Annotated in this window: 23 protein-coding genes and 1 tRNA gene; 7 read left to right on the top strand and 17 right to left on the bottom strand. The window is 48.1% G+C overall.

Going from position 1 to position 21752, the window contains the following annotated elements; translation table 11 throughout:
* Window positions 1–15 precede the first annotated feature (15 nt).
* From flgG to EST55_RS00125, 8 genes are all read right to left on the bottom strand, one after another.
* Window positions 16–804 carry a flagellar basal-body rod protein FlgG gene (gene flgG / locus EST55_RS00160; RefSeq protein ID WP_088768673.1) on the bottom strand — a complete coding sequence of 263 codons (789 nt, stop codon included), beginning with the start codon at window positions 802–804 and terminating at the stop codon, window positions 16–18.
* A 37-nt stretch (window positions 805–841) separates the two neighbouring features.
* On the bottom strand, window positions 842–1585 hold the full coding sequence (gene flgF / locus EST55_RS00155) for a flagellar basal-body rod protein FlgF (RefSeq protein WP_129496089.1): 744 nt from the start codon (window positions 1583–1585) through the stop codon (window positions 842–844).
* Between the two features lie 123 nt (window positions 1586–1708).
* Window positions 1709–3076 (bottom strand): flagellar hook protein FlgE, encoded by a 1368-nt coding sequence (flgE, locus tag EST55_RS00150; protein WP_129496088.1) that lies wholly within the window; start codon window positions 3074–3076, stop codon window positions 1709–1711.
* A 15-nt stretch (window positions 3077–3091) separates the two neighbouring features.
* Window positions 3092–3775: a flagellar hook assembly protein FlgD gene (gene flgD / locus EST55_RS00145; RefSeq protein WP_088768676.1), complete on the bottom strand. Its 684-nt coding sequence runs from the start codon at window positions 3773–3775 to the stop codon at window positions 3092–3094.
* A 14-nt stretch (window positions 3776–3789) separates the two neighbouring features.
* On the bottom strand, window positions 3790–4242 hold the full coding sequence (gene flgC, locus EST55_RS00140) for a flagellar basal body rod protein FlgC (RefSeq protein WP_058579528.1): 453 nt from the start codon (window positions 4240–4242) through the stop codon (window positions 3790–3792).
* Window positions 4243–4257: 15 nt separating this feature from the next.
* Entirely contained in the window at window positions 4258–4659 is a 402-nt protein-coding gene (flgB, locus tag EST55_RS00135; protein WP_058579529.1) for a flagellar basal body rod protein FlgB, read from the bottom strand.
* A 95-nt stretch (window positions 4660–4754) separates the two neighbouring features.
* Complete coding sequence (locus EST55_RS00130; RefSeq protein WP_129496087.1) at window positions 4755–5588, bottom strand: protein-glutamate O-methyltransferase CheR; 834 nt, start codon at window positions 5586–5588, stop codon at window positions 4755–4757.
* Between the two features lie 135 nt (window positions 5589–5723).
* A complete protein-coding gene (locus EST55_RS00125) occupies window positions 5724–6656 on the bottom strand; it encodes a chemotaxis protein CheV (protein WP_088768679.1) in 933 nt (310 codons plus the stop codon).
* Between the two features lie 162 nt (window positions 6657–6818).
* On the opposite strand from EST55_RS00125, the gene flgA reads away from it, so the two are divergent.
* The 6 genes from flgA (at window position 6819) to EST55_RS00095 (ending at window position 10289) form a co-directional block, all read left to right on the top strand.
* Window positions 6819–7544, top strand: a complete 726-nt coding sequence (gene flgA, locus EST55_RS00120; RefSeq protein WP_100690586.1) for a flagellar basal body P-ring formation chaperone FlgA — start codon at window positions 6819–6821, stop codon at window positions 7542–7544.
* A 90-nt stretch (window positions 7545–7634) separates the two neighbouring features.
* Window positions 7635–7958 carry a flagellar biosynthesis anti-sigma factor FlgM gene (gene flgM / locus EST55_RS00115; protein WP_129496086.1) on the top strand — a complete coding sequence of 108 codons (324 nt, stop codon included), beginning with the start codon at window positions 7635–7637 and terminating at the stop codon, window positions 7956–7958.
* Entirely contained in the window at window positions 7958–8359 is a 402-nt protein-coding gene (locus EST55_RS00110) for a flagellar protein FlgN (protein ID WP_088768682.1), read from the top strand. Before flgM ends, EST55_RS00110 begins: the two co-directional genes overlap by 1 nt.
* Window positions 8360–8417: 58 nt before the next feature.
* Window positions 8418–8897 carry an LPP20 family lipoprotein gene (locus EST55_RS00105; RefSeq protein ID WP_058579535.1) on the top strand — a complete coding sequence of 160 codons (480 nt, stop codon included), beginning with the start codon at window positions 8418–8420 and terminating at the stop codon, window positions 8895–8897.
* A 113-nt stretch (window positions 8898–9010) separates the two neighbouring features.
* Entirely contained in the window at window positions 9011–10174 is a 1164-nt protein-coding gene (locus tag EST55_RS00100) for a flagellar assembly protein FlgT (RefSeq protein WP_129496085.1), read from the top strand.
* A 41-nt stretch (window positions 10175–10215) separates the two neighbouring features.
* Window positions 10216–10289: transfer RNA gene (locus EST55_RS00095), tRNA-Arg, on the top strand.
* A 10-nt stretch (window positions 10290–10299) separates the two neighbouring features.
* Here the strand turns inward: EST55_RS00095 and EST55_RS00090 are convergent.
* From EST55_RS00090 to EST55_RS00060, 7 genes are read right to left on the bottom strand one after another with little or no spacing between them, the layout of a single operon-like run.
* The gene (locus EST55_RS00090) at window positions 10300–11097 is read right to left on the bottom strand and encodes a sterol desaturase family protein (protein WP_129496084.1); all 798 of its coding nucleotides are present in this window, start codon (window positions 11095–11097) and stop codon (window positions 10300–10302) included.
* On the bottom strand, window positions 11090–11716 hold the full coding sequence (locus tag EST55_RS00085; RefSeq protein WP_129496083.1) for a CDP-alcohol phosphatidyltransferase family protein: 627 nt from the start codon (window positions 11714–11716) through the stop codon (window positions 11090–11092). Before EST55_RS00085 ends, EST55_RS00090 begins: the two co-directional genes overlap by 8 nt.
* A complete protein-coding gene (locus EST55_RS00080; protein ID WP_129496082.1) occupies window positions 11709–12371 on the bottom strand; it encodes an ATP-binding cassette domain-containing protein in 663 nt (220 codons plus the stop codon). The genes EST55_RS00085 and EST55_RS00080 overlap by 8 nt, the downstream gene beginning before the upstream one ends.
* Complete coding sequence (locus EST55_RS00075) at window positions 12355–14025, bottom strand: ABC transporter permease subunit (protein WP_129496081.1); 1671 nt, start codon at window positions 14023–14025, stop codon at window positions 12355–12357. Before EST55_RS00075 ends, EST55_RS00080 begins: the two co-directional genes overlap by 17 nt.
* Window positions 14004–15095, bottom strand: a complete 1092-nt coding sequence (locus tag EST55_RS00070) for an ABC transporter substrate-binding protein (RefSeq protein ID WP_129496080.1) — start codon at window positions 15093–15095, stop codon at window positions 14004–14006. The genes EST55_RS00075 and EST55_RS00070 overlap by 22 nt, the downstream gene beginning before the upstream one ends.
* 1 nt (window position 15096) lies before the next feature.
* A complete protein-coding gene (locus tag EST55_RS00065) occupies window positions 15097–17238 on the bottom strand; it encodes a bifunctional TVP38/TMEM64 family protein/FAD-dependent oxidoreductase (RefSeq protein ID WP_129496079.1) in 2142 nt (713 codons plus the stop codon).
* 9 nt (window positions 17239–17247) lie between these two features.
* Window positions 17248–19563: a TonB-dependent receptor gene (locus EST55_RS00060; RefSeq protein ID WP_129496078.1), complete on the bottom strand. Its 2316-nt coding sequence runs from the start codon at window positions 19561–19563 to the stop codon at window positions 17248–17250.
* Window positions 19564–19715: 152 nt separating this feature from the next.
* Between EST55_RS00060 and EST55_RS00055 the strand changes: the two genes are divergently transcribed.
* Window positions 19716–20438, top strand: coding sequence for a DUF1499 domain-containing protein (locus EST55_RS00055; protein ID WP_129496077.1), 723 nt, complete (start codon window positions 19716–19718; stop codon window positions 20436–20438).
* An 11-nt stretch (window positions 20439–20449) separates the two neighbouring features.
* Here the strand turns inward: EST55_RS00055 and EST55_RS00050 are convergent, their stop codons facing one another.
* On the bottom strand, window positions 20450–21034 hold the full coding sequence (locus EST55_RS00050) for a FlgO family outer membrane protein (RefSeq protein ID WP_100690598.1): 585 nt from the start codon (window positions 21032–21034) through the stop codon (window positions 20450–20452).
* Window positions 21035–21057: 23 nt separating this feature from the next.
* Window positions 21058–21618 carry a FlgO family outer membrane protein gene (locus tag EST55_RS00045; protein WP_129496076.1) on the bottom strand — a complete coding sequence of 187 codons (561 nt, stop codon included), beginning with the start codon at window positions 21616–21618 and terminating at the stop codon, window positions 21058–21060.
* Between the last annotated feature and the right edge of the window lie 134 nt (window positions 21619–21752).

Genomic DNA, 21752 nt, shown 5'->3' with positions numbered 1-21752 from the left:
GCTATTCATTCTTAATTAAAGTTGCTGAGTAACAAAGCTCAGCATTTGGTCAACTGAAGAGATGACTTTCGAGTTCATCTCGTAACCGCGCTGACTTTCTATCAAGTTCACCAGCTCTTCGGTCACGTTGACGTTGGAGGTTTCCAGAGCCCCCTGAATAGTGTTCCCCATGCCATCGACGCCCGGTACCGCTTCTAAAGGCGCACCGCTGACCGCTGTTTCTCGGTAAAGGTTCTGACCCATCGGCTCTAAGCCAGCCGGGTTAATAAAGTTCACTAAATTAATTTGGCCAACGGCAACATTGTCCGGATTTCCGGGTTGGGTAACAGTCACTTCACCCTCTTGGGAAATACTGACGGACATTGCGTCTTCAGGAATTTGGATAGCAGGTTCCAGCGTATAGCCGTTACCCGAAGTCACCATTTCCCCGTCTTCGTTCAGTGAAAACTGACCGTTACGCGTGTAGGAAATAGTCCCGTCCGGCATCAGAATTTGGAAGAATCCTTTGCCGTCGATCATCACATCCAGCGAATTGTCGGTGGTCTGCACGTTACCCTGAGTATGCGCCTTTTGTGTCGCGACAACCTTGGTACCCGCACCCACCATAAGACCATTCGGCAACTCCGTATCCTGAGCTGACTGGCCGCCAGGTTGATTAATGTTTTGGTACAGCAAGTCTTCAAACACCGCGCGGCTTTTCTTAAAGCCAATGGTACTGGAGTTCGCCAAGTTATTGGAAATTACCGAGATATCGCGCTGTTGCGCATCCAGTCCGGTTTTACTGATCCATAATGCTGGGTTCATGTTATGTCTCCTCTATACGCCGTTAACGCAATATTGGTTAACTGATGCGCATCAGCGATTCTGAGCGCTGCGCATTTTCATCGGCGGTTTTCATTAATTTGACGTTCATTTCGTACTGGCGCTGCAAGGCAATCATGTTGGTCATTTCTTCGACACTGTTCACGTTGCTGGTCTCAAGCGCCCCAATCTGTAATTTGACATTGGCATCGGCAAAGGCAACCTGGTCGTCTTTCAGTTTGAATAAGCCATCTGTGCCTTTTTCAATATTGCCGTTTGGCGGGTTCACCAGCTTAATACGGCCAATCACTTCACTGACGTTTTCTGGCGCACCCATAGGACGAATGGTCACATTGCCATTAGAACCAATACTTAACTTGTCGACTGGCTGGGGTACAAAAATAGGTCCGTTATCACCAATCAGTGTATGACCCTGCGAGTTCTGTAACAGCCCGTCAGTACCCACTTGCAAACTGCCACTGCGGGTATATCGTTCATTACCGTTTTGATCCTGAACAGCAATCCAGCCTTGATCTTTTATGGCGACATCCATATTTCGGCCAGTGGTCTGCAAACCGCCTGCGGCAAAGTTCTGCCCAGGGCTTTCCGTCATTGAAAATACCCGTGTCGGCAAACCTTCGCCAAACGCTTGCATGGCACGCGCTTGTTGCAAGTCGGCTTTAAACCCAGTGGTATTAGCGTTCGCAAGGTTATTTGCCCGCACCGCCACTGCGTTCATGTTTTCTTTGGCGCCGCTCATGGCAACCCAGAGCATTTTGTCCATAGCTGACCTCCAGCCAAAATTTTGTCGTTTTCGATCGTTACCCTATGCAATGCAGATTCCGTGCCAAAAACGAAAAAAGACGCCCGAAGGCGTCTTTTGTTTTTTATTTTCCAGCGAATTCAGTTATCGAATCTGCAAGATAGTCTGGTTAATGGTGTTATTCACTTCCAACGAACGCGAGTTCGCCTGGAAGTTACGCTGTGCAGAAATCAAATCCACCAGCTCTTTCGTCAGGTTCACGTTTGAGTTTTCAAGCGCGGATGCTTCTATCGAGCCGAAAGTGCCAGAGTTTGCTTCACCTGATAAAGGCTCTCCCGAATCGATGCTCTCACGCCATTTAGTGCCGCCAATTTGGGTTAGTCCTTGTTCGTTAGCAAAACGAACTAAGGCAACTTGCCCTAGGTACTGAACGTCACCGTTTGAGTAGGTTGCTGCGATCAAACCGTTTTTGCCTATATCAACGTTTGTGAGACGGCCTACCGTTGTCCCATCTTGATCGAGTGTAGTTACTTCGAAATCGGACGCAAACTGTGTAGGCGCTGTTGTGCCCGTTTCATCTTGAAAGTTAAACTGAACGGTTTGCGTGTTATCCGCGCCATTTGTTAGGTAAGGGTCACCATTTGGATCGCTACCGCTTAGATCAATAATTGCTTCCGGAAAGGTGATATTCGGAGCCGCTACATTAGGAGTCCCGTCTGGGTTAAAGGAAATTCGACGGCCTACAGAGCCGGCTGCGGACTCAGCACCGCCATTTGCATTGGCGGCTGTTCCCATATCTATTTCTTTACCATCAAATGTCGCATAAACATCCCATTGGTTTGAGCCACGTTTCACGTAATAAGTTGATAATATATGTGACTCTCCCAACGAGTCATAAACTGTGGCAGACGTCGAAGCGTTATAAGTTGATGGCGCATCTGGATCAAAATTTGATGTTGGAGGTGGGCCACCTCCATTATCAGGAATGTTTGTTAAACGCGCATCAACGTTAAAGCTTGTAAAAACATTTTGGGTTTGCTGCGGTGCTCCTGCTACATCAGGTACTCGAATAGGCTGAGTTGTTGCTAAACTTGTTGAAGAAGTAGCTCCACTATTCCGATTTACTTGGTAACCTTGCAAAAAATTACCCTGATTATCAACAATAAACTTATCACTATTTAACTTAAAAGCTCCTGAACGTGTATAAGTCATATCGCGAGAGCCTAAGCCGTCTGTGGTGGCAAAGAAGCCATTACCAGAAATGGCCATGTCCAGCGAGTTTTCAGTGAAGTCTAGCGTTCCCTGACTAAATTGCTGCGCCACTGACGACGTCAACACACCATCACCGACTTTCGTGTTACCGGCATTAAAAATACTGGTGGCATAAACGTCCGCAAATTCTGCGCGTGACTGTTTAAAGCCCGACGTTTTTACGTTTGAGATATTATTAGCAGTTACATCTAAGTCTTTCTGAGATGCGTTGATACCGCTGAGTGCAATATTAAATGACATAGGTCACCTCACCTGTTAACTAATTTCAGAGACATCGGAAAGCCGGATGCCACCTAATCCTTTAAGATTCAGAACAACGCCACGTTCACCGCCAGTACTGACGCTCTGAACACGCGCATGCATTTGTAATGGAAGCTCTTCGGTTTGTCCGCCAACGGTCGCATTCACTGAGAATGTGTAATTACCGGCCGGCGCTTGCTCACCCGTTGTCGTGGTTCCATCCCATTCAAACTCTTTGGTGCCTTCCGGCATGTCACCCAAGTTCAGGGTTTTCACCACAGCGCCACTAGAGTCTTTGATGTTAATCTTCACATTCTGCGCCGTTTGTGGCGTCGCTATCATGCCCGAGACGCCAGCTCCCTCTTCCAGGTTAGCCTGGTCAGTTGGCACTAACACTTTACGCCCAACCATGGTCGACGCCTGCAACGCCTGGTTTGACGTCATATCTTCTGCAAACTGGTCAAAACGTTCTGACAGCCCGGTGATACCTTCCGCCATGGTGAAGCTGGTCATTTGCGCAATCATTTGATCGTTCTCGACCGGCTTGGACGGGTCCTGCATATTCAGCTGCTCCGTCAACAGCTTGAAGAAGTCTTCCTGCTGGAGCTTCTGCTGCTCGTCAGGATCAGCGTATTTTGCGCCTTCGTCCTTCTTCCATTTCATGCTGTCGATGTAGGAGTTATTGCTTACGCCTTCCATTTGTTATCTCCTGCTTACCCTTGACCCAGACGTAATAAACGCTGCGTCATTGTTTTGGCAGTATCCGCCACCTGAACATTGGTCTGGTATGAGCGGGATGCCGAAATCATGTTGGCCATTTCTTCCATAGTGTTAACGTTCGGCTTATAGATGTAGCCATTTTCGTCCGCCATGGGGTGGTTTGGTGCGTACTCAACCTGCAAAGGGTCATTGCTTTCAACAATGCCCAGTACCTTGACGCCTGCCGCTTGTCCAGCCTGAGTCTGGTTGGTCAGGCTGTTACCACGGTAGTCGCCCTGCGCGTCGGCCAACGCCGTTGCAAAGACCGGGTTCCGGGCACGGTAAGTTTCATCGATACTGCTGCTGACCGAGTTCGCGTTCGCCAGATTACTGGCAGTGGTGTTCAGTCGCACTGACTGTGCACTCATTGCCGAACCGGTCACGTTAAAAATATTAAATAGGCTCATTGTTTTTCACCTCACCTACTGTCCGCCGCCTAGGGCTTTCTTCACACCGCTAATGCGGCCGTCAAGAAAGTTCATGGTCATTTCGTATTCCAGTGCATTCTGTGCATACAAGTTTTGTTCCAACTGCACATCAACGGTATTACCGTCACCGGTATCAGGTTGATTCGGCACACGAAACTTCTCTGTGCCCTGCGGTTTTATTTCAACATTGAAATGTTTTTCATGGGTACGCGCCATTTTGTGGGTTTCGATGCCGCGCTGTGCCTGTTGCAGCGCTTGCTGAAAATCCAGCCCTTTGGCCTTGTAACCGGGGGTATCTGCGTTAGCGATATTATTGGCAATAAGCTCCGCACGTTGGGTGCGTATGCCCAACGTGTGTTGCTGTATTCCCATAATTTTATCCATGGAAAGTGCCATTTTTTTGTCTCCACAGTGTTCGATGGTGAAGACAATGCAGGTATCGTGCCAGAAGTCCTGGCACTTATTATTGAAAAGGAGACTACGGGACGTCGTTATTTACGACGGTAGATAATACCGGGGTTGCAGCGGATCATTTCAAAGTCATCGGTTAAACCCGAAATAGACTCCGAGGCACCGAGAATAAGATAGCCCCCCGGGTTAAGTGATTGCCGAAATTGGGCAATTATTTTCCGCTTTACTTCCGGGGCGAAGTAAATAAGCACATTGCGGCAAAAGATAACGTCAAATTTGCCGAGCAATGAGTAGCTGTCCAGCAGGTTCAGGTGCCGGAAATGAATGTGCGTCTTTAGGTTATCCCTTACTTTCATCGATCCCGGCTTGCTACCATCGGTGAAGTACTTCTGCCGACGTTCTGCCGATAAGCCCCGTGCTAATGCCAGGCTGTCGTATTCGCCAATGCCACACTGTTCAAGCACTTTATTGGATATATCGGTCGCCGTTATTTTGATACCACCTCTGAGAGCGCCAGGATTCTTGGCTTTAAATTCATCATAAGTAATGGCAATGGAGTACGGCTCTTGCCCAGAGGAGCATGCTGCTGACCATATTTTTAACGGTCCCGTATGGTTTTTGTATTCAGCAAAAATACGGTCATGCAAAATTTGGAAGGGATAAGTATCACGAAACCATAAGGTTTCATTCGTTGTCATGGCGTCAATAACTGCAGCCCGTAGGGCGCGTTCACTGATTTTCATAGAACGCTTTACCAACTCTGACAACGAGTCAATATTAAAGCGCCCCATTAACGGGCTGAGCCGACTTTTGACCAAATACAATTTACTCTCGCCCAGCACAATACCGCACTGGTGCTCCAGAAACTGACGAAACTCTTGGTATTCCGATAAACTTAATTCGCGATTCGACACGTTATATTAACTGCTTCCGTTTCAATTTGTTCTTTCGGTCTGCCGTAGCCCGATAAATCACTATGCGTAGCCTGACGTTATTACGTCAGGAGCATCTCACCTGATGCAATAGCATCAGGCTACAGTTGATTTGTCTCAGGCTACGACGGTATTAAGCCATTTTTGAACGGCTGTCGCCAGCTCATCGGGATGAAATTTTGCAATGAAATCATCGGCGCCGACTTTCTTCACCATAGCTTGATTAAAGACACCACTCAATGATGTGTGCAAAATAACATGAATATCACGTAAATCGGGATCGGCTTTTACCTCTGCAGTCAGTGTATAACCATCCATGACCGGCATTTCTACATCGGAAACAATAACTGGCACATGCGTGTGTGCGCTACCACCAAGTTCTTTTGCTTTATCTTTCAGATATTCGAGTGCTTCCTTTCCGTTCTTCCTGACTTCAAGGTGAATGCCTAAAGATTGCAAAGCGCGCTTTATTTGATTACGCGCCACAGACGAATCGTCAGTGATGAGAATGGTCAAATCTTCTTTAGCGACATTAATCTCTGCGTTAGCGACTTCTTCACTCACATCGGAATTAATGGGTACGATATCAGCTAAAATACGCTCGACGTCAATAATCTCAACCAACTCGTTCTCAATTTCTGTCACTGCGGTCAGATAAGCGTCACGCCCTGCCCCTTTGGGTGGTGGCATAACATCTTCCCAATTAATGTTCATAATGCGGTCAACGCCACCGACCAGAAATCCCTGAACAGTTCTGTTGTATTCAGAAATAATGACGAAGCGGTTTTCAATGTCGGTAATAGCCGGACCACCGGTTGCCATACTCAAATCAATAATGGAGATAGCCTGACCTCGGATATGTGCGATACCTCTTACAAGCGGGTTTCGATTTGGCATTGCCGTTAACTTAGGACAAGGTAAAACTTCTCTGACCTTAAACACATTAATTCCGAAGCGTTGTTTCCCTGTTAACCTGAACAACAATAACTCCAGTCGGTTTTGTCCGACCATTTGTGTGCGCTGATTCACTGAATCGAGAATACTGGCCATGCTTCACTCCTGTAATATGGCAGGCTACCTTTGTTCGGCACGGTATTTGCTTAAACCACTATTAGCAAATATGTATTGGTCGAGCCGCCGAACTTTTGACGTTATACCGTTTTTTTCGGCAGGCAGCCAGATAACCTTAGAAGATAACGTCAGGATATTTTTATGATAGTACGTAAATCGCTGTTGATCAGTTCGCTTTTTGCAATAACGATTTTGCTCTTGGGCTTTACCCCAAATAATGCGCTGGCACAAAGTAATGACGTACGTCTCGATTATAAGGCATTACAGACTCTGGCGCATGATTTTGTTCGCTCTCGGGTCAGTGCACCGGAAAGTGGCCGCATTGACGTTGTTGCGAATAACCTGGATCCCCGAATGACAGCAAAACGATGTTCAGCGGCACCAGAGGTTGGCTTAGCGAGCAACGCAAGGTTAGATGGCTACACAACCGTAGAAATTAAGTGTGCTTCCGCAAACGGTTGGCGAACCTATGTGCCGGTCAGAATTTACCGCTATAAAAATGTGGTCACCGCATCGGGTCCTATGTCTCCGGGCCAAATGATTAGCGAAAGTGATTTGACCTTTGCCGAAGTCGACCTAAACCAAATACGTTCAAACGTTTATACAACGAAGGAACTATTGGTTGGCGCTCGCGTCAAAAAGCGCATTGGCGCCGGTCAGGCAATTCGACCAAGCGATACCTGCCTTGTTTGTGAGGACCAAACGGTTACAATAGTGGCTAAGAATAAGGCATTAAGAATTACCGCTGACGGAAAAGCGTTAGCTGACGGCTTAAAAGGCGAATCGGTTGTTGTGAAAAACGCCCGCTCAGGCAAGTCGATAGAAGCGGTTGTGACAGGGCTGAACGAGGTTACCGTCAACCTTTAAAATACTTTACAAAAAAGTGGATTTTTTAGTTAAGTTTTTTCGGGTATGGTCGATAAATAACCGAGACTTACTATCTAGCGAGGCAACACAATGGCTATTAACATTAATAATGCTGGACTGAAAAACACCAGTATCGAAAACAAATCAAGCAATCGCCAGGTTCAAAACGGCCAGGCGGGTAATTCTGCATCGGTTGCTCAGAAAGGCGGTGACGCGGTTTCTTTGACCAGCGAAGCGCAACAACTGGGCGGATTGCAGGAAAAGGCCATGAACAGCAGTGGTATCGACCAAGCTAAAGTGGACAGAATTAAAGCAGAAATTGAAAGCGGCTCATACAAAATTAATGTTGAGCAGTTAGCGTCAAAACTTGCGCAGTTTGAATCTGACCTTTTCGCTGGCGGTAACGACGAATAATGACGGAAGTTGCGTCGGTTAACCAATTGCTTGATGACATGGCGGAGTCGCTAGATAGGCTGGCTTTGCTGCAACAGCGTGAGCTAAATGCCATTGTCGATCGCGAGCATGCCGACGTTCCTGCTATTACTTCCGAAAAAGAAAAAGCTCTGGCCGAAGTGACACGCCTCGACACTTTGTTGTCAGAGCACCCCGATAAAGACACGCTGAAAGAAGACCCTCAGTTAGCCACTGCGGTTGAGTCTATTAAGCAAACCCTTGCCAATATCCAACACCAAAACCAAGTCAATGAGCGTGTTGTTCAATCCACTCTGAACAGCATTGATCAGCTCAAGCAAAGTATTTTACAGTCAGCCCGCAAAGACTCTCTTACCTACAATAGTAAAGGCAAAATTCGTTAAAGAATTCTGCGTTTCAGCCGTTATAACGATTAGTACGTTTTAGTCCTTAGGGGTCGTTATGACAAAGCAAATTTTGACACTGGGTATTGTTCTTTCATCAATGGTCTTAAGTGGCTGTGCGGCTTATAACAACCTTGTGTACGATCAAAAGCACGTCGAATGGGAAACTCAAACGCCTGACACCTTTCCGGTATTAAACGCGGTTGGCTATGCGCCTATTGAAAAGCAATCAGGTGACTCGGCTCAAGTGAAAGACCTAAACGCGATGCGTGCCTCTAAGCTGGCTGCGTATCGCGAACTTGCGGAACAAGTGTATGGACAACGCATTGCCGGCAGCAGCTCAGTGGAAGACTGGGCGTTGAATAACGATAGCTTCCAAGCATCGGTTGACGGCGTTATTCGTGGCGCCGAAGTCGTGAAGACGTATACTGTTGGAGAGTATTACGCAACAGAACTGCGCTTAGACTTCGAAAAAGTTCACCGCTTGTATCAAAGTACTAACCGACAGCAAAAAGTAAAACGCGTTGTATATTATTAAGAGCGCATTTAGCCTATAGTTTGGCAAGGTTCTTGCAGTTAATTTCAGAGAAAGCCACATAAGACAAAGACCGACAATAAATCGACACTTTGGATGAATCTGGGATACGACACATGAACTGGAAGACCTTGCTTTTACTCGCGTCACTTATTTTCCTTGCGTTTCCAAGCAGCGCCCGCTGGATTGAAGCACAAGGTACCGCACGCATTGTTAATGGCGACGTCGAGAAAGCGCGCCAGCAAGCCATTGAAAACGCTCTTCAACAAGCTTTGCTCTCTTCTGGTGGCAGTATCAGCAGCATTCAGCAGGTTGTTGATGGCGTCCTGAGTAACACAGAAACCCAGTGGACCAGTCGTGGCAATGTCGATCAAGTTTCTATCGTTCGAGAGGAAGTTCGAGACGATCGTGTCGTGGTTTTACTACGCGCAGACATTTGGAACCGCGAGGGCGAATGCGCCCGCAGTAGCTATAAAAACTCCGTCACTATTGTGCCGTTTGAGCTGCGCGACCGCGCCCATGGTACCTGGGGCCAAATCTGGGATATCGGCGAAGTGTCTGCTGAGCGCTTTTCGCGCACATTAGGTGGTGTCGGCAGTCAAATTCATATTGCCCACACCTTACAACGTCACGCGGGCCTAAACGATGCATTAAGTGGCCTGAACCTGGAAGAGCTGGGACGTATGGCACGTAGTTTAGGATTGGCTAACGACAGTCAGTTCGTCGTGTTTGGATTGTTTGACGACTTAGCTATGATGAATACCGACTCGGGCTGGTTATGGTCTTCAACGCCCGATCGCCACTATGCATTGACCCTATATTTAATGGATGCCAGCACGGGGCAACTTGTAACTCGCGCTCGAGTCGAAGACACTCAACCCTGGACATTTGATCGTTCCGCCACCGTCGACGTTGCAACCGCAAACTTCTGGGATGAACCGTTTGGCGCTGCTCTTGCAAGTGGTCTAGAGGATTTAGCCGGTGGCGTTAAAGAAAAGCTGCTCTGTAAACCGGTGCGAGGCCGGGTCATTGCGGTCGATGATAAAACTGTCCAGTTTAATTTGGGCGAACAGCATGGCGTGAACGTTGGCGATAAGTTAAAAGTTCTCCACCCAAGCCACTTTACCGACGACCAAGGCCGCTTCCGCCAAAAATGGGAAGTCAGCCAGTTTGAGGTGGAAGTTCAGCAAGTTCAACAAAGCACAGCTGTCGCTCGGCTAACCAGCGGTAACATGTTGCATAACGTGCAGGTGAGAGACTGGGTTGTCCCCATTGACTAGGGGATGAAACCGTCTGCCGGTTCTGGCATAATTCGCGGCACGTCCCCGTAGCTCAGATGGATAGAGCAATTGCCTCCTAAGCAATAGGTCGCAGGTTCGACTCCTGCCGGGGACGCAAAACTGAATCATTTGCGCGTGAAAGGTATTTCCAGCACGCCCAGAATTTTTGTTGTTACGGTCTGATCGCGGTATTCCTTAAGACCAATGTCAATATCGTCTGATCCTGCTTTCGGCTCAGCGGTAAAGCTTCTGAACAAATGATCCCACCAGCTGACACTAAACCCGTAATTACTGTTCGTTTCTTCTTTTTCGACGCTATGGTGAATACGGTGCAGCTCTTGTGTAATTAAAATTTTTCTTACCACTTTTTCAAGGGGCTTTGGCAGCGCCACGTTACCGTGATTAAACAACGAGCAGGCGTTCAGAACAATTTCGAAAATAATAACGGCCAATGCCGGCGCACCCAAGGCAATGACCACGGCTGCTTTAATAAAGAAGCTCAAAACAATTTCTGCGGGGTGAAAACGCAGGCCTGTGGTTACATCAAAGTCCGGGTCGGCATGATGCACTCGGTGCAAACGCCATAGCAGTGGCACCCGATGAAATAGGCGATGCTGCCAGTAAATCGCGATATCAAGCGCAATAACACTCATAACCACCGTTATCCAAAACGGCAGACTATTCGTCATGGTCATGTTCAAAAGTCCCCAGCCGTTGTTCGCCGCCCACAGCCCAATGCCGGTTAAGCCGACCGGTGCAATAATTCTCAACAGTACGGTATCGATAACCACAATACCTAAGTTTGCAGGCCAACGCTGCTTGCGGCTGTATCGCGACTTGCGCTTAGGTGAGGCATATTCCCACAACACCATGAGAATAAGCACGCCTAAAAATACGCTGAGTCGCCAGGCTGTTTCAGACACTATTCGCCGCTCCCTTTTTCAAGGTTCGGTAACCCGCCACAATGCGAGTTATCGCAGTAATCCAGCAGAGAGCGGCAAACACGTAAGCCAGCGTGGCAAATTGCTGTGGCCATAAGCAGAATGCAACAAAGGCCAATATGGTTTCAAAACCCTCCGTTACCCCCCCCATGTAATGCAGCGACTTATTAGGGTAAGACGGGTTTTCAATCCCCTGCTTGCCCGCCACACTGGCAAACGCCAGAAAGGTCGCGCCCGTCCCCATAAAGGTGACTAATAGCACACCGGCCGCCACCGCGTTTTGCTCTGGCGATGCCAGTAAAAAGCCAAAGACCACGGCGCTGTAAAAAATAAAGTCGAGCACAATATCGATGTAACCGCCGGCATCGGTCAGTTGCGTCCGTCTGGCAACGGCTCCGTCCAGACCGTCGGCCAGCCTATTTAGCAGTATCAGGATAAGCGCAAATGTGTAGTATTCAAACGCCAGCAACGGCACCGCCAGTAACCCAACAACAAAGCCTGCCACCGTTACCTGGTCCGCGGTCACGCCCAGCTTGATCAGCAACCGCGCCGGAATGTCCAGCAACGCTCGGGTTATCGGTAATAGTTTGGGATCAAGCATCGACTATCTCTTTGTTCTCGTTGACCATTACTATACGCCCGCTGGCATCGGCTCGATCATGTGTCACCATCAGTGCAGGAATAGTCGCTGCTGCCAGCTGTTTAAAAATCCAGTCACGAACTTCTGCCCGTAACCCCGCATCAAGTGCGGAAAAGGGCTCATCCAACAACATCGCTTTCGGCTCTGCCAGCAACGCACAAAGCAACGCAATGCGCGAATACTGACCACCACTAAGGCTATGTGGATAGTCAGCCCATTTTTCGTTGAGTGCCAAGTCATTCAACATTGCACGCGCTTTTTCTGCTTGCTCGTTAGGTTTGAGCATTGAGCGCGGCTTTTGCGCGAATAAGCAATTCTCAGCGACCGTCATATGTGGAAATAAGCCGCCTTTTTGAAACATCATACCTATTTGCCGCTGCGCTATCGGTTGCTCACTAATGTCTCTGTCATCCAGCATCAGTTCACCCTGGGTTGTGAAGTCAGGCAGTAATTCACCGAGCACCCAACGCAATAACGTCGACTTCCCGACACCGCTGGGGCCCATTAGAGTCACTACCTCACCCGGTTGGATGCTGAGATTATTCAGTCGAAGCAGCAGCGTGTTTTGACCGTTTTCTATTTGAGAAGATATAGCCAGATTACGAATGTTCAGCATAACGTTTCGCTTTTGAATGTGTACGTCTTAATCCTGTGTTCAATAAAGTTACGCCAATAAACACAATAAGTGGCAGCAGCGTTTGCAGCAACGCATAAAGGCTGCCTATACGCCAATCACCGCCACTGGCGACGCTTACCGCTTCAGTGGTCAGTGTCGGTGTTAGCCCTTGCCCAAGCCATTGGGTTGGTAAATACTGCGCAATGCTGACCGCAAAAGCGATGGCGAAAGCCGTTGTTAGCGGCGCTTTCAACATAGGCAACATGACTTTCCACCAGGCTTGTCGTGCAGAGTAGCCCAAACTTTGGGCTTTTATCAGCCACTTGTCGTCAAATTGAGTATAGGCACCGTGTAAGACTAAGTACGCATAGGGCACAGTGTAAACAGTGTGTGACCATAATACCCTCGAGCCGCTTTTGCCTTCGTCCAAATACTCCCCCAGTACCAGCTGCCAGCCGAGAACTAACGGCACTTGAGGAACCAGTAAGGCAATCAAAAGCCAGCCGTTTAACGATTTTTTATGATGTTGCCGCTGAGCCTCAAGCAGTACCACAGCACATATCACTCCCAGTATGCTGCTAATTATCGCCAACCAAAAGCTGTTTAGTGAGGGCTGAGTTAAGTAAGCTAACTCAGTTTGCCAACGGTGAAAGCTGAGAGACTCAGGCATAATGGCCGGGTAAAACCAGCTTGACGCTAAACTTTGTAGCATTAATACAGCGATAATCGCGAATGACAAAAGACCCAGTAATAACCATACGCCGCTCGCCAATCTGTCGGAAGAAGGGGCATGAGTCAACCTTCCTTTCGTTAGCCTTCGTTTTCGCAACGGCTTAATAAGCATCCACTGACGATACAACCTGGCATGCTGACGGTTAATAAAGAGAAGCAAGGCGGCCATCGCCATAAGAATCCAGGCGCCAGCCAGCGCCTTGCTTTGACTCTCGCTTGAAAACTGAAAAGTCCATTCGTAAACGCGTTGCGCCAATAGCGCCTCTGTATTACTCCCGACTAATAAAGGAATATCAACCACCGATAGAGAGTAAATAATCACGGCAGCCATTGGTAACGTTAAACGCTTTACAAGCTCCGGTGTTACTACTCGCCACCAGGCCTGTTTTTCGCTGTACCCATAACTTTGTGCCTGAGTCAGCCAGGAGCTGGCAGGTACTTGTTTTAGCTGAGCGGCTATCATCAGCAGCAAAAATGGCAACTCTTTTAATACCAGCACGACTATAACGGTAATCACAGATTTTTCCGGTAATGGCCAGCCTTGCGGTGGAAACGGTAACAGCCCGGTGATGCTCTCAGCCAAACGAATAAGCCAGCCTGAGGGACTAAAAAGCAGCATCAGCCCCACCGCAAATGCGACGTGCGGCACTGACAGCAATGGTGATAACAGCTGTTGTAGCGTAGGACGCTTGAGTAGCGCTGGAGCCAACCATAAGGCTAAATAGCAGGCGACCAAGGGCGCCAAAACAGCAGCCAGCAGCGTCGACAGCAAAGTAGCGTGCTCACGTAAAATGAAATGAGCGGCGTTGCTGGTTATCCCTGACTCGGCGCTAAAAGAAGACAGCAACAATAGCAATAATCCACTGCCAACCGGTAACACGATCAGCGCTAACATAATGATTATTGATAGCGCGCGGACCATTCCTGCTCCAAATACGATTGCCAGCTAACATGAAAGTCATCGGTTGCTGGTAACAGTTCTGTCTGCCGACTACTTTCTTTAGTATGAAGTCGCTCGGGTTTTAAGACAGACGGGTCACCCCAGCGATTCGTATCTGCTTTGCGCCGCTGGGCTTTAGGGGACAGCATGAACTCAATAATTTGCTTCGCTTTTTCCACGCTTTTAGCGGTTTTAGGAATCGCCAAATAATGCGTATTGGTAATAGCGTGGTCAGACAATGTGTGTCTTTTAACCCCAGCCGGCAACCGCCCCTGATTCACTAAGGTCTGATTGTCATTGGGGTTGAAACTTACCGCTATCATCAACAGTCCATTGGCTAAATAAGACACTTGTTCGCCAGCGGATGACGGAAAGTTGTCACCCTGTTGCCATAGTAGCGGATGCAGTTTGTCGAGGTAGTCCCAGAGCGGTTGAGTGAGTTCTTGCGCGTTAATTGACTGAATCGGTTGCTGGAAAACCGAACGACGCTCCGGATACAACGACAACAGTAATGACTTTAAAAACGTCGTACCGTGAAACTCCGGCGGCTTTGGGTAACTTATTCGGCCTTTATACTCATGAGCAGCGCGCATGAGTTCTTCAGCACTCACCGCTTCCGTTCCAAACACACCAGGACGAGCGATGAGGTTAAACTGACCAACGCCCCAGGGGACTTCCAAACCGTTCACCGGTTCACCAAAATCGGTTTGCCAGTTGAGTTCTGGGTTAATGTGTTGCGTGGCTTTAATATCACCAACAATGGGCAGCAGTGCATTCGCGTCTTTTAAGGCGTGAAAGTTTTCACCGTTTATCCAGATAATATCCGCGTTGGAATGACCACTGATAATTTGTTTCACTACCTCGGATACGTCAGCCACTTTATTGTGTCGAAACTCAATGCCTTCAGCTTCTAATTCTTGTTGCGCCCAACGTAAGTAACTATTTACTTGCGCTGAACCGCCCCAGGCATAAAAATTGACGACCTCGGCTTTTATTGGCGCTGTCCCCAGAAAAATCACAAGAAAAAATGTAACGGCAACAAGTCTACGCATATTAGCTCCGGCGCCAGCGATGGAATTTCTCTACCCATGCTAGCAGCTTCTGCGGCGCATTGGCGCGCTTCCATTCACCGGCTACGTATTTATTGGCTTCTGCCAATGTCGGGTAACTGTGAATGGTACCCAGCATTTTATTCAGCCCAATGCCATGTTTCATCGCCAGTACGTATTCCGCTAAAAGCTCACCTGCCTGAGGCCCAACAATGTTGACACCTAATATTTCATCTTTGCCCGGTTTGGTTAACACTTTCACGCGACCATAAGCATTGTCATCGGCAATGGCGCGATCGAGCTCACCAATATCGTACTCCGTCACTTCATACTCTTTATTCGCTTTTTTTGCCTGCTGTTCGGTTAACCCAACGTTAGCAACTTGCGGCGACGTATAAGTCACCCAGGGAATAACGGAATAATCAGCTCTGAAAGTTTTGAACGGGTCAAACAGCGCATTAACTGACGCATACCAGGCTTGGTGCGACGCAACGTGAGTAAACTGGTACGGTCCGGCGACATCACCACAAGCGTAGATATTCGGGAAGTTCGTTTGCAATAGCTGATTGGTACTGACCGTTTTATTGGTTTGCACACCCAGTTCTTCAAGCCCAAAGCCGGAAATGTTGGGTTGGCGACCCAAGGCTATAATGACTTTATCGAAGGCTATTATCACCTCTTTATCGCTATGTTCAGCAATAAGAACAGATTCATTTCCCTTCTTTTCAAAGCGAATGGCCTTATGGTTTAACTTGATATCAATGCCTTCATGAACCATACGCTTCGTTAATAACTCAGCCGTGTCCTGGTCTTCCTGACCCATTAAGCGCTCAGCCATTTCCACCTGTGTTACCTGACTACCTAACCGCTGAAACGCTTGTGAAAGCTCACAACCAATAGGGCCACCGCCTAATACCAGCAATCGCTTGGGCAGTTCTTCTAAGTCCCACAAGGTATCCGAGGTTAAATAACTGACTTTATCCAAACCTTCAAAGTCAGGTACTAACGGCTTTGCCCCAGTGGCAATGATAATGCTGCGGGTGGTTACGCGCTTGGCTTCACCGTCAGCCTCTATTTCAACTTCCCATGGCGAAAGAATTTTTGCACTGCCTTGCTCCACATTCACCCCTAGCTTGGTATAGCGCTCGACTGAGTCATGCGGCTCTATGTCTTTAATGACTGACTGAACCTGATGCATCACCTGCTTAAAGTCGACACTCACCTCACCCACACTGACACCGCTTTTGCCTGCATTTCGGGCGTTATGGGCCAGCTCTGCAACGTGCAATAACGCTTTAGATGGCACACACCCTGTATTTAAGCAATCGCCGCCCATTTTATGCTTTTCAATTAGGGTTACTTTGGCTTTTACCGCGGCCGCTATGTAAGCACTGACTAACCCAGCCGAGCCCGCACCAATAACCACAAGGTTATTGTCGAATGACTTCGGCTTTTTGTAGCCTTTAAATGCTTTACGACGCTTCAGCAAACTAAGAATAAGCTTAGCAATAATAGGCATTATGCCGAGAAGTACAAAGGCACCAATTAAATCAGCCGACACCACGTCGCCCAAACTATTAATTTGCGCTAGCTGTGTGCCGGCATTAATGTATACAGCCGCCCCCAAGAGCATGCCGACCTGACTGACCCAATAATAGGTCCAGGCTTTTATTGGGGTGAGCCCCATAACCAGGTTAATGACAAAAAACGGGAAAATAGGCACTAACCGCAGACTCAGAAGATAAAACGCCCCGTCGCGCTCAATACCGCGGTTTATGGCGTCAAGGCGCTCACCAAACTTATCCTGCACCCAGTCCCGGAGGATAAAGCGAGCGCTCAAGAACGACAAAAACGCACCAAGTGAAGCCGCAAAGCTTGCCAGCAGCAAGCCCCAGCCAAAACCGAAAATAGCCCCGGCGCCGAGTGTTAATACGGTCGCTCCCGGCAGAGAAAGTACCGTAGAAATAACGTAAATGGCGAAATAAATGGCAAAGGTTTGCAGCGGATAGTCCATGAAAAGCTGGTTAAGCTGCTGCTGTTTCTCCTTAAGCACATCCAGAGATAAGTATTGCGTAAGATCGAACGCAAACGCACTGACAAACAAAGCAGCGATAACCAACAGCAACAACAGCTTTTTCAATGACATTTGTCTTCCTTAAAACTCGTAATTAACACTCAAGCGGGCATGTACCGGCTGTGATGGAAACGCCAGAGTTGCACCAAAATAGCCACCTTCGAATACCGGTGACCAGTTGTCCTGATCGGTGGCATTGAACACATCCAGGCGCACGTTCAGTTGTTCGCTAAAACGATAACGTGAATTCAGGTTGAGCGTATGTTGATCACGAATAAAAACGGTCTGTAAATAATCTAACGGATAGTGTTTGGTGTAGCTTAAATCGCCGCCAACCGACCACTTTTCCGTGATATTCCAACCCGCAACAACGGACGCTTGTACTTCCGGTATTCCCTGCAGTTGCTGACTCGACGCCGGGAATAATGTGAAGTTTGGCGAGCCTAAGCCTGTACCTTCAATAGTATCAGGGCGCGAGTTATCAAACGCATCCGCAACTTGGCGGGTTCCTTGCGACGCGGCGGAGTCATCCCAACGCGCATCGATATAACTGGCGGCTAAAGTTACCCAATAGCCAGTTTCACTCGCGTAATGCCACTGAGTTTCCAGCCCCTCGGTACGAATACCACTGTTCGACCCATCGCGGTTACGCAAGCTTCGTTTCTGGTCGAATAATACCGCGTCTGCATACCAGCGAGCGCCTGATGGTGCGTACTTTATGCCAACTTCGTAAAGCGTGTTTTCAGTCGCAAAGTTTTGTTCATCAATGACTCCCGAACCATTTAACACTGTGCCACCCGCCATGGAATTCGATGTTGAATCACTCTCATAAGCCGTAGCATATAGCGTCAGGTTCGGTGTCCAATCGTATTGCGTCGACAAACTTATCGCGCTTAGCCAGTCACTGTAGGTATCACTCTTAGCTTCTGTCCCTTGCGGCGCAATAGGATCCTTAGCCTTCACATCATAATAGTCAGCTCTTACACCGCCGGTGACGCGCCATTTGTCAGTGAGCTCGAGTTCATGTTGTGCGAAAATTCCCCACTGATAGCTGGTCGAGTCGGTGGTATCAGATAGGTTGAAATCCCCCGCCCCGTCACCGTCTAAATCATACTGTGCACCAGGCGATACAAACAAACCGGGACGCAACTCTATCAGTCGCGCTTGCTGACTTGGGGTTAATGGAATTCGGCGATTATCCAGAGGGCCGGTTAAATCAATCGGGTTATCTGCTTCGGTGGTGAACTGGCTGTATCCCAACACGTCATTTATACGCAGATTAATACCAACCACTGTCTTCTTATTAATATGCAGCTCAGTGCGATTTTCAAAGGTGTGCGCATCATCAATAATTTCCACAAAGCTGTTTTGGTTAATACCTTCACGGGTTAAGTACTGATAGTACGTGCGGTTTACCAGTACCATGTCATCGTTCAGCCAGCGCTGAAATTTAGCATGCAATAACGCCGTTTCGGCGGTGTTGGTATCAAGCGGGTCGGTTAAGGTGGTGCTGCGGTCAATACGTACTTCACCGGTCGGGTTTATCACAGCGCCAGCCCCCGGAACGCGTGAACCATTCGGCTGTACGCCCTGTCCGGTAATGTATAAGTTATTATCAATCAAATTTTGAGTCGGGCGGTTGATACCGGCGTTGTCTGTCCATTCGACATCGTAATACTCCAGAGACACATCCAGCTGAGTATCATCGTTCGGGGCAAACTTGTAAGCTAACAGAACATCATCACTACGATGATGGTGATAATCGTAAAAGCTGTCTTCATCGACGTATTCCGCACTTATTCTTAGACCCTGTTCTTCTTCTTTTAGAATCCAGTTGTGATCAACCTGAAAACGATACTGACTCCACTGGCCTAGCTGCGCTTTTACCTGGGTATTTATGTCATTCAGGCGAGCGGTTTTCGGCTGCAAATTGACGAAGCCCCCCACACGCTGTGACGTACCCAACATAACCGGCGGCGCACCTTTAACAACCGCCATGCCCTCTATGGCATTAAACGACATTGGAATACCCAAACCGTTATTGCCCGCCTGACGACGCATACCGGCTTCATACAACTCGCCAAGCTGCCCGCGTAATGTAGGTAGCGACGGATTTCCAAAACCAGCCGCTGCAAAACTGTTGGGGGCAAAGCGCGCAATATCATGTAAGTCATTAATAGCTGCCTCCTCCATTAACGACTCATTAATGACCGTAGCCGCACGCGGAATATCCTGCAAGCTCTCAGCTAAGCCAAATAGACCTTCGGTTGACTCTTCAGATGGCAGCACAACCGATGAGGTATCACGACCTATGACTTCTATAATTTCTATCGGCTTTTCTTGTGCTACAGCATGGAAAGCAACTAGGGGTAATGCGGCGAGGAACCACGTTTTCATCGGCTTTGTCCTTGTTTTTAATTATTAGCCAAATATTGCCTATTCACTACTACGAAGTTTACTACTTTTTCGTTTAACAAATATCGGTATTTGTTGACCCGAACCAAGGTTAGTGACGTAATAGCAGGCAACATTATTAAGAGGGTTTCGTTATGAAAGCGTTACATGGTTTGTTTATTTTTCTCGGCTTTTTGTCGGTGATACTGTTGGCAGTATCTGGGCCCTTGTATAAAAGTGGCACTGCCGACTTAGGCACCGCATTCTTAATGCTGCGATGGGCACTTTATATCGGTGCTGCTGCATTCATTCTGAATATTATTTGGTATTTCATTCGCCGCCCCCAAGGTCTGGTTGCAGGGTTGAGCGGTTTAGCCATTATTGCCGGCGCTGTTTCCGTTTATATGCCGTTTAGCCAATATTTGAAGGCTCAAAACGTGCCTGCGATTCATGATATTACCACCGACACACAAAACCCACCGAAGTTTGTCGCTATTGTCCCACTTCGCGCTGATGCCCCTAACCCGGTTGAGTACGCCGGCGAAGAGACGGCAAAACAACAACTGAAAGCTTATCCTGAACTAACGACTTATGAAGCCTTGGTGTCACCCGCAGAGTTGTTCGAAGCCGCCGTACAAGCTTCTAAAAACATGGGTTGGGAGATAGTTGAAAGCTCAGGGGCTGCCGGTCGAATAGAAGCTACCGCTACAACCACTTGGTTTGGCTTTAAAGACGATGTAGTGATACGCATACGCTCCACTGCAGACGGCAGTGAACTGGATATTCGCAGTAAGTCTCGCGTTGGTCGTAGTGACGTCGGTAAAAACGCCGAACGTATCCGGGAGTTTATGGGTGAGTTAGAAGCTCAATTGAAATAGCGCCTTAAGCGTTAAGGCGCCTTTCTGATTACCGGCTTGCCATGGTCTTCACTTAATTGCTGAACCACGTGAGCCGGTATAAATACCTGAGCCACGCTAGCGACATCTTTGGTGTTGATATCGACCAGACGAGCGTTTGCCATGATACCATCACGATAATGCGAGAGAGTTCCTACCATAACGTGGGTTATTGGCATTATTTCATCAAGCTCCATGTAGTCGCGCGTTAACGCAAAATCACCGTTTGGTGTGACACGAATAAAGTCCGTTGTTTTAAAGTCTAATACACTCAGCTCTCGGCGGTGTAACTCCTGCACTAACTGCTCAGACAGCACCTGGCTGAGGGCAGAGCTCTCATTGTACTGACCCGTTACACCGACAAGATTGGTAATACCCACTTTAACACCACTCAGGCGAACACTCGCATTATCAACCAACTGTTCTGCCAGCTGAGCGCTGTATTTTGCACTGTAAGGCTGTGAATAGACTTCCAGCGGTTGCTCTTTTGCTACCTGCTGCTTTGCAGGTAATACGGTACAGGCTGACATTAGACTTAACACAGCAGCCGATACAACTATTCTAGTTAGTGCATTCATAATAACTCCCCTACCCCTGCGTTTTAATGGCGCTGTAGTCGACCATCAACCATTTCTGTTTGCTTATTCGGCCAATACAAGTGTTTCGGCACGTATCGATTGGCCGCGGCCAGTACTTCCTGACTACGACGATCAATAATACGCAAGTTCACAACCGCACCATCATCCTTCCGTGACAGAGTGCCAACTAATACCCAGTCAAGCTTTGGCTGAGCCTCCAGCTCGTCGACATTGCGCGTCATGTTAGTTGAACCCTCAGCTGTCAGTGTCACATAGTCCTGTGCTCTAAACTCGACCACGTCTAGGTTACGTTCTTTGAGATGTGCATAGAGGCTTTCACTGAGTTGATGACTAAGCTTATGCATGGAGTCGCCGTGTGATGGAAGCTCTAATGTTTCAGCCAGTACCCAACGTGTCACCCCTATATTTGAATAACCGTAATGCTGATTAGCCTGTTGTAACTGATTGGCGAGCTGAGCAGCCAAGTCATCGCTAATTTTCTCGTGAGGATTACTAACGTGTGCTATTACTGAGCTACTGAAAAGCACGGTCATTACTGCCAAAAGAATAGAGCGAAGAAACATAAACGCACCTGGATTTAAAACGTCGATGCTTTTGTATCGGCAGGTATGAGCGGAGGTTTAGGGGAAATAGCGAGCTATTATAATGTCTCTGTCTATAAGGGCTCCCAAAAAGAAAAGGCTGACTCAAAAAGAGT

The organism is Idiomarina sp. 29L, assembly GCF_004123135.1.
Lineage (GTDB): Bacteria > Pseudomonadota > Gammaproteobacteria > Enterobacterales > Alteromonadaceae > Idiomarina.
Note: the sequence above shows the minus strand (reverse complement) of the source record. Positions and strands in the feature narration are given on the sequence as shown.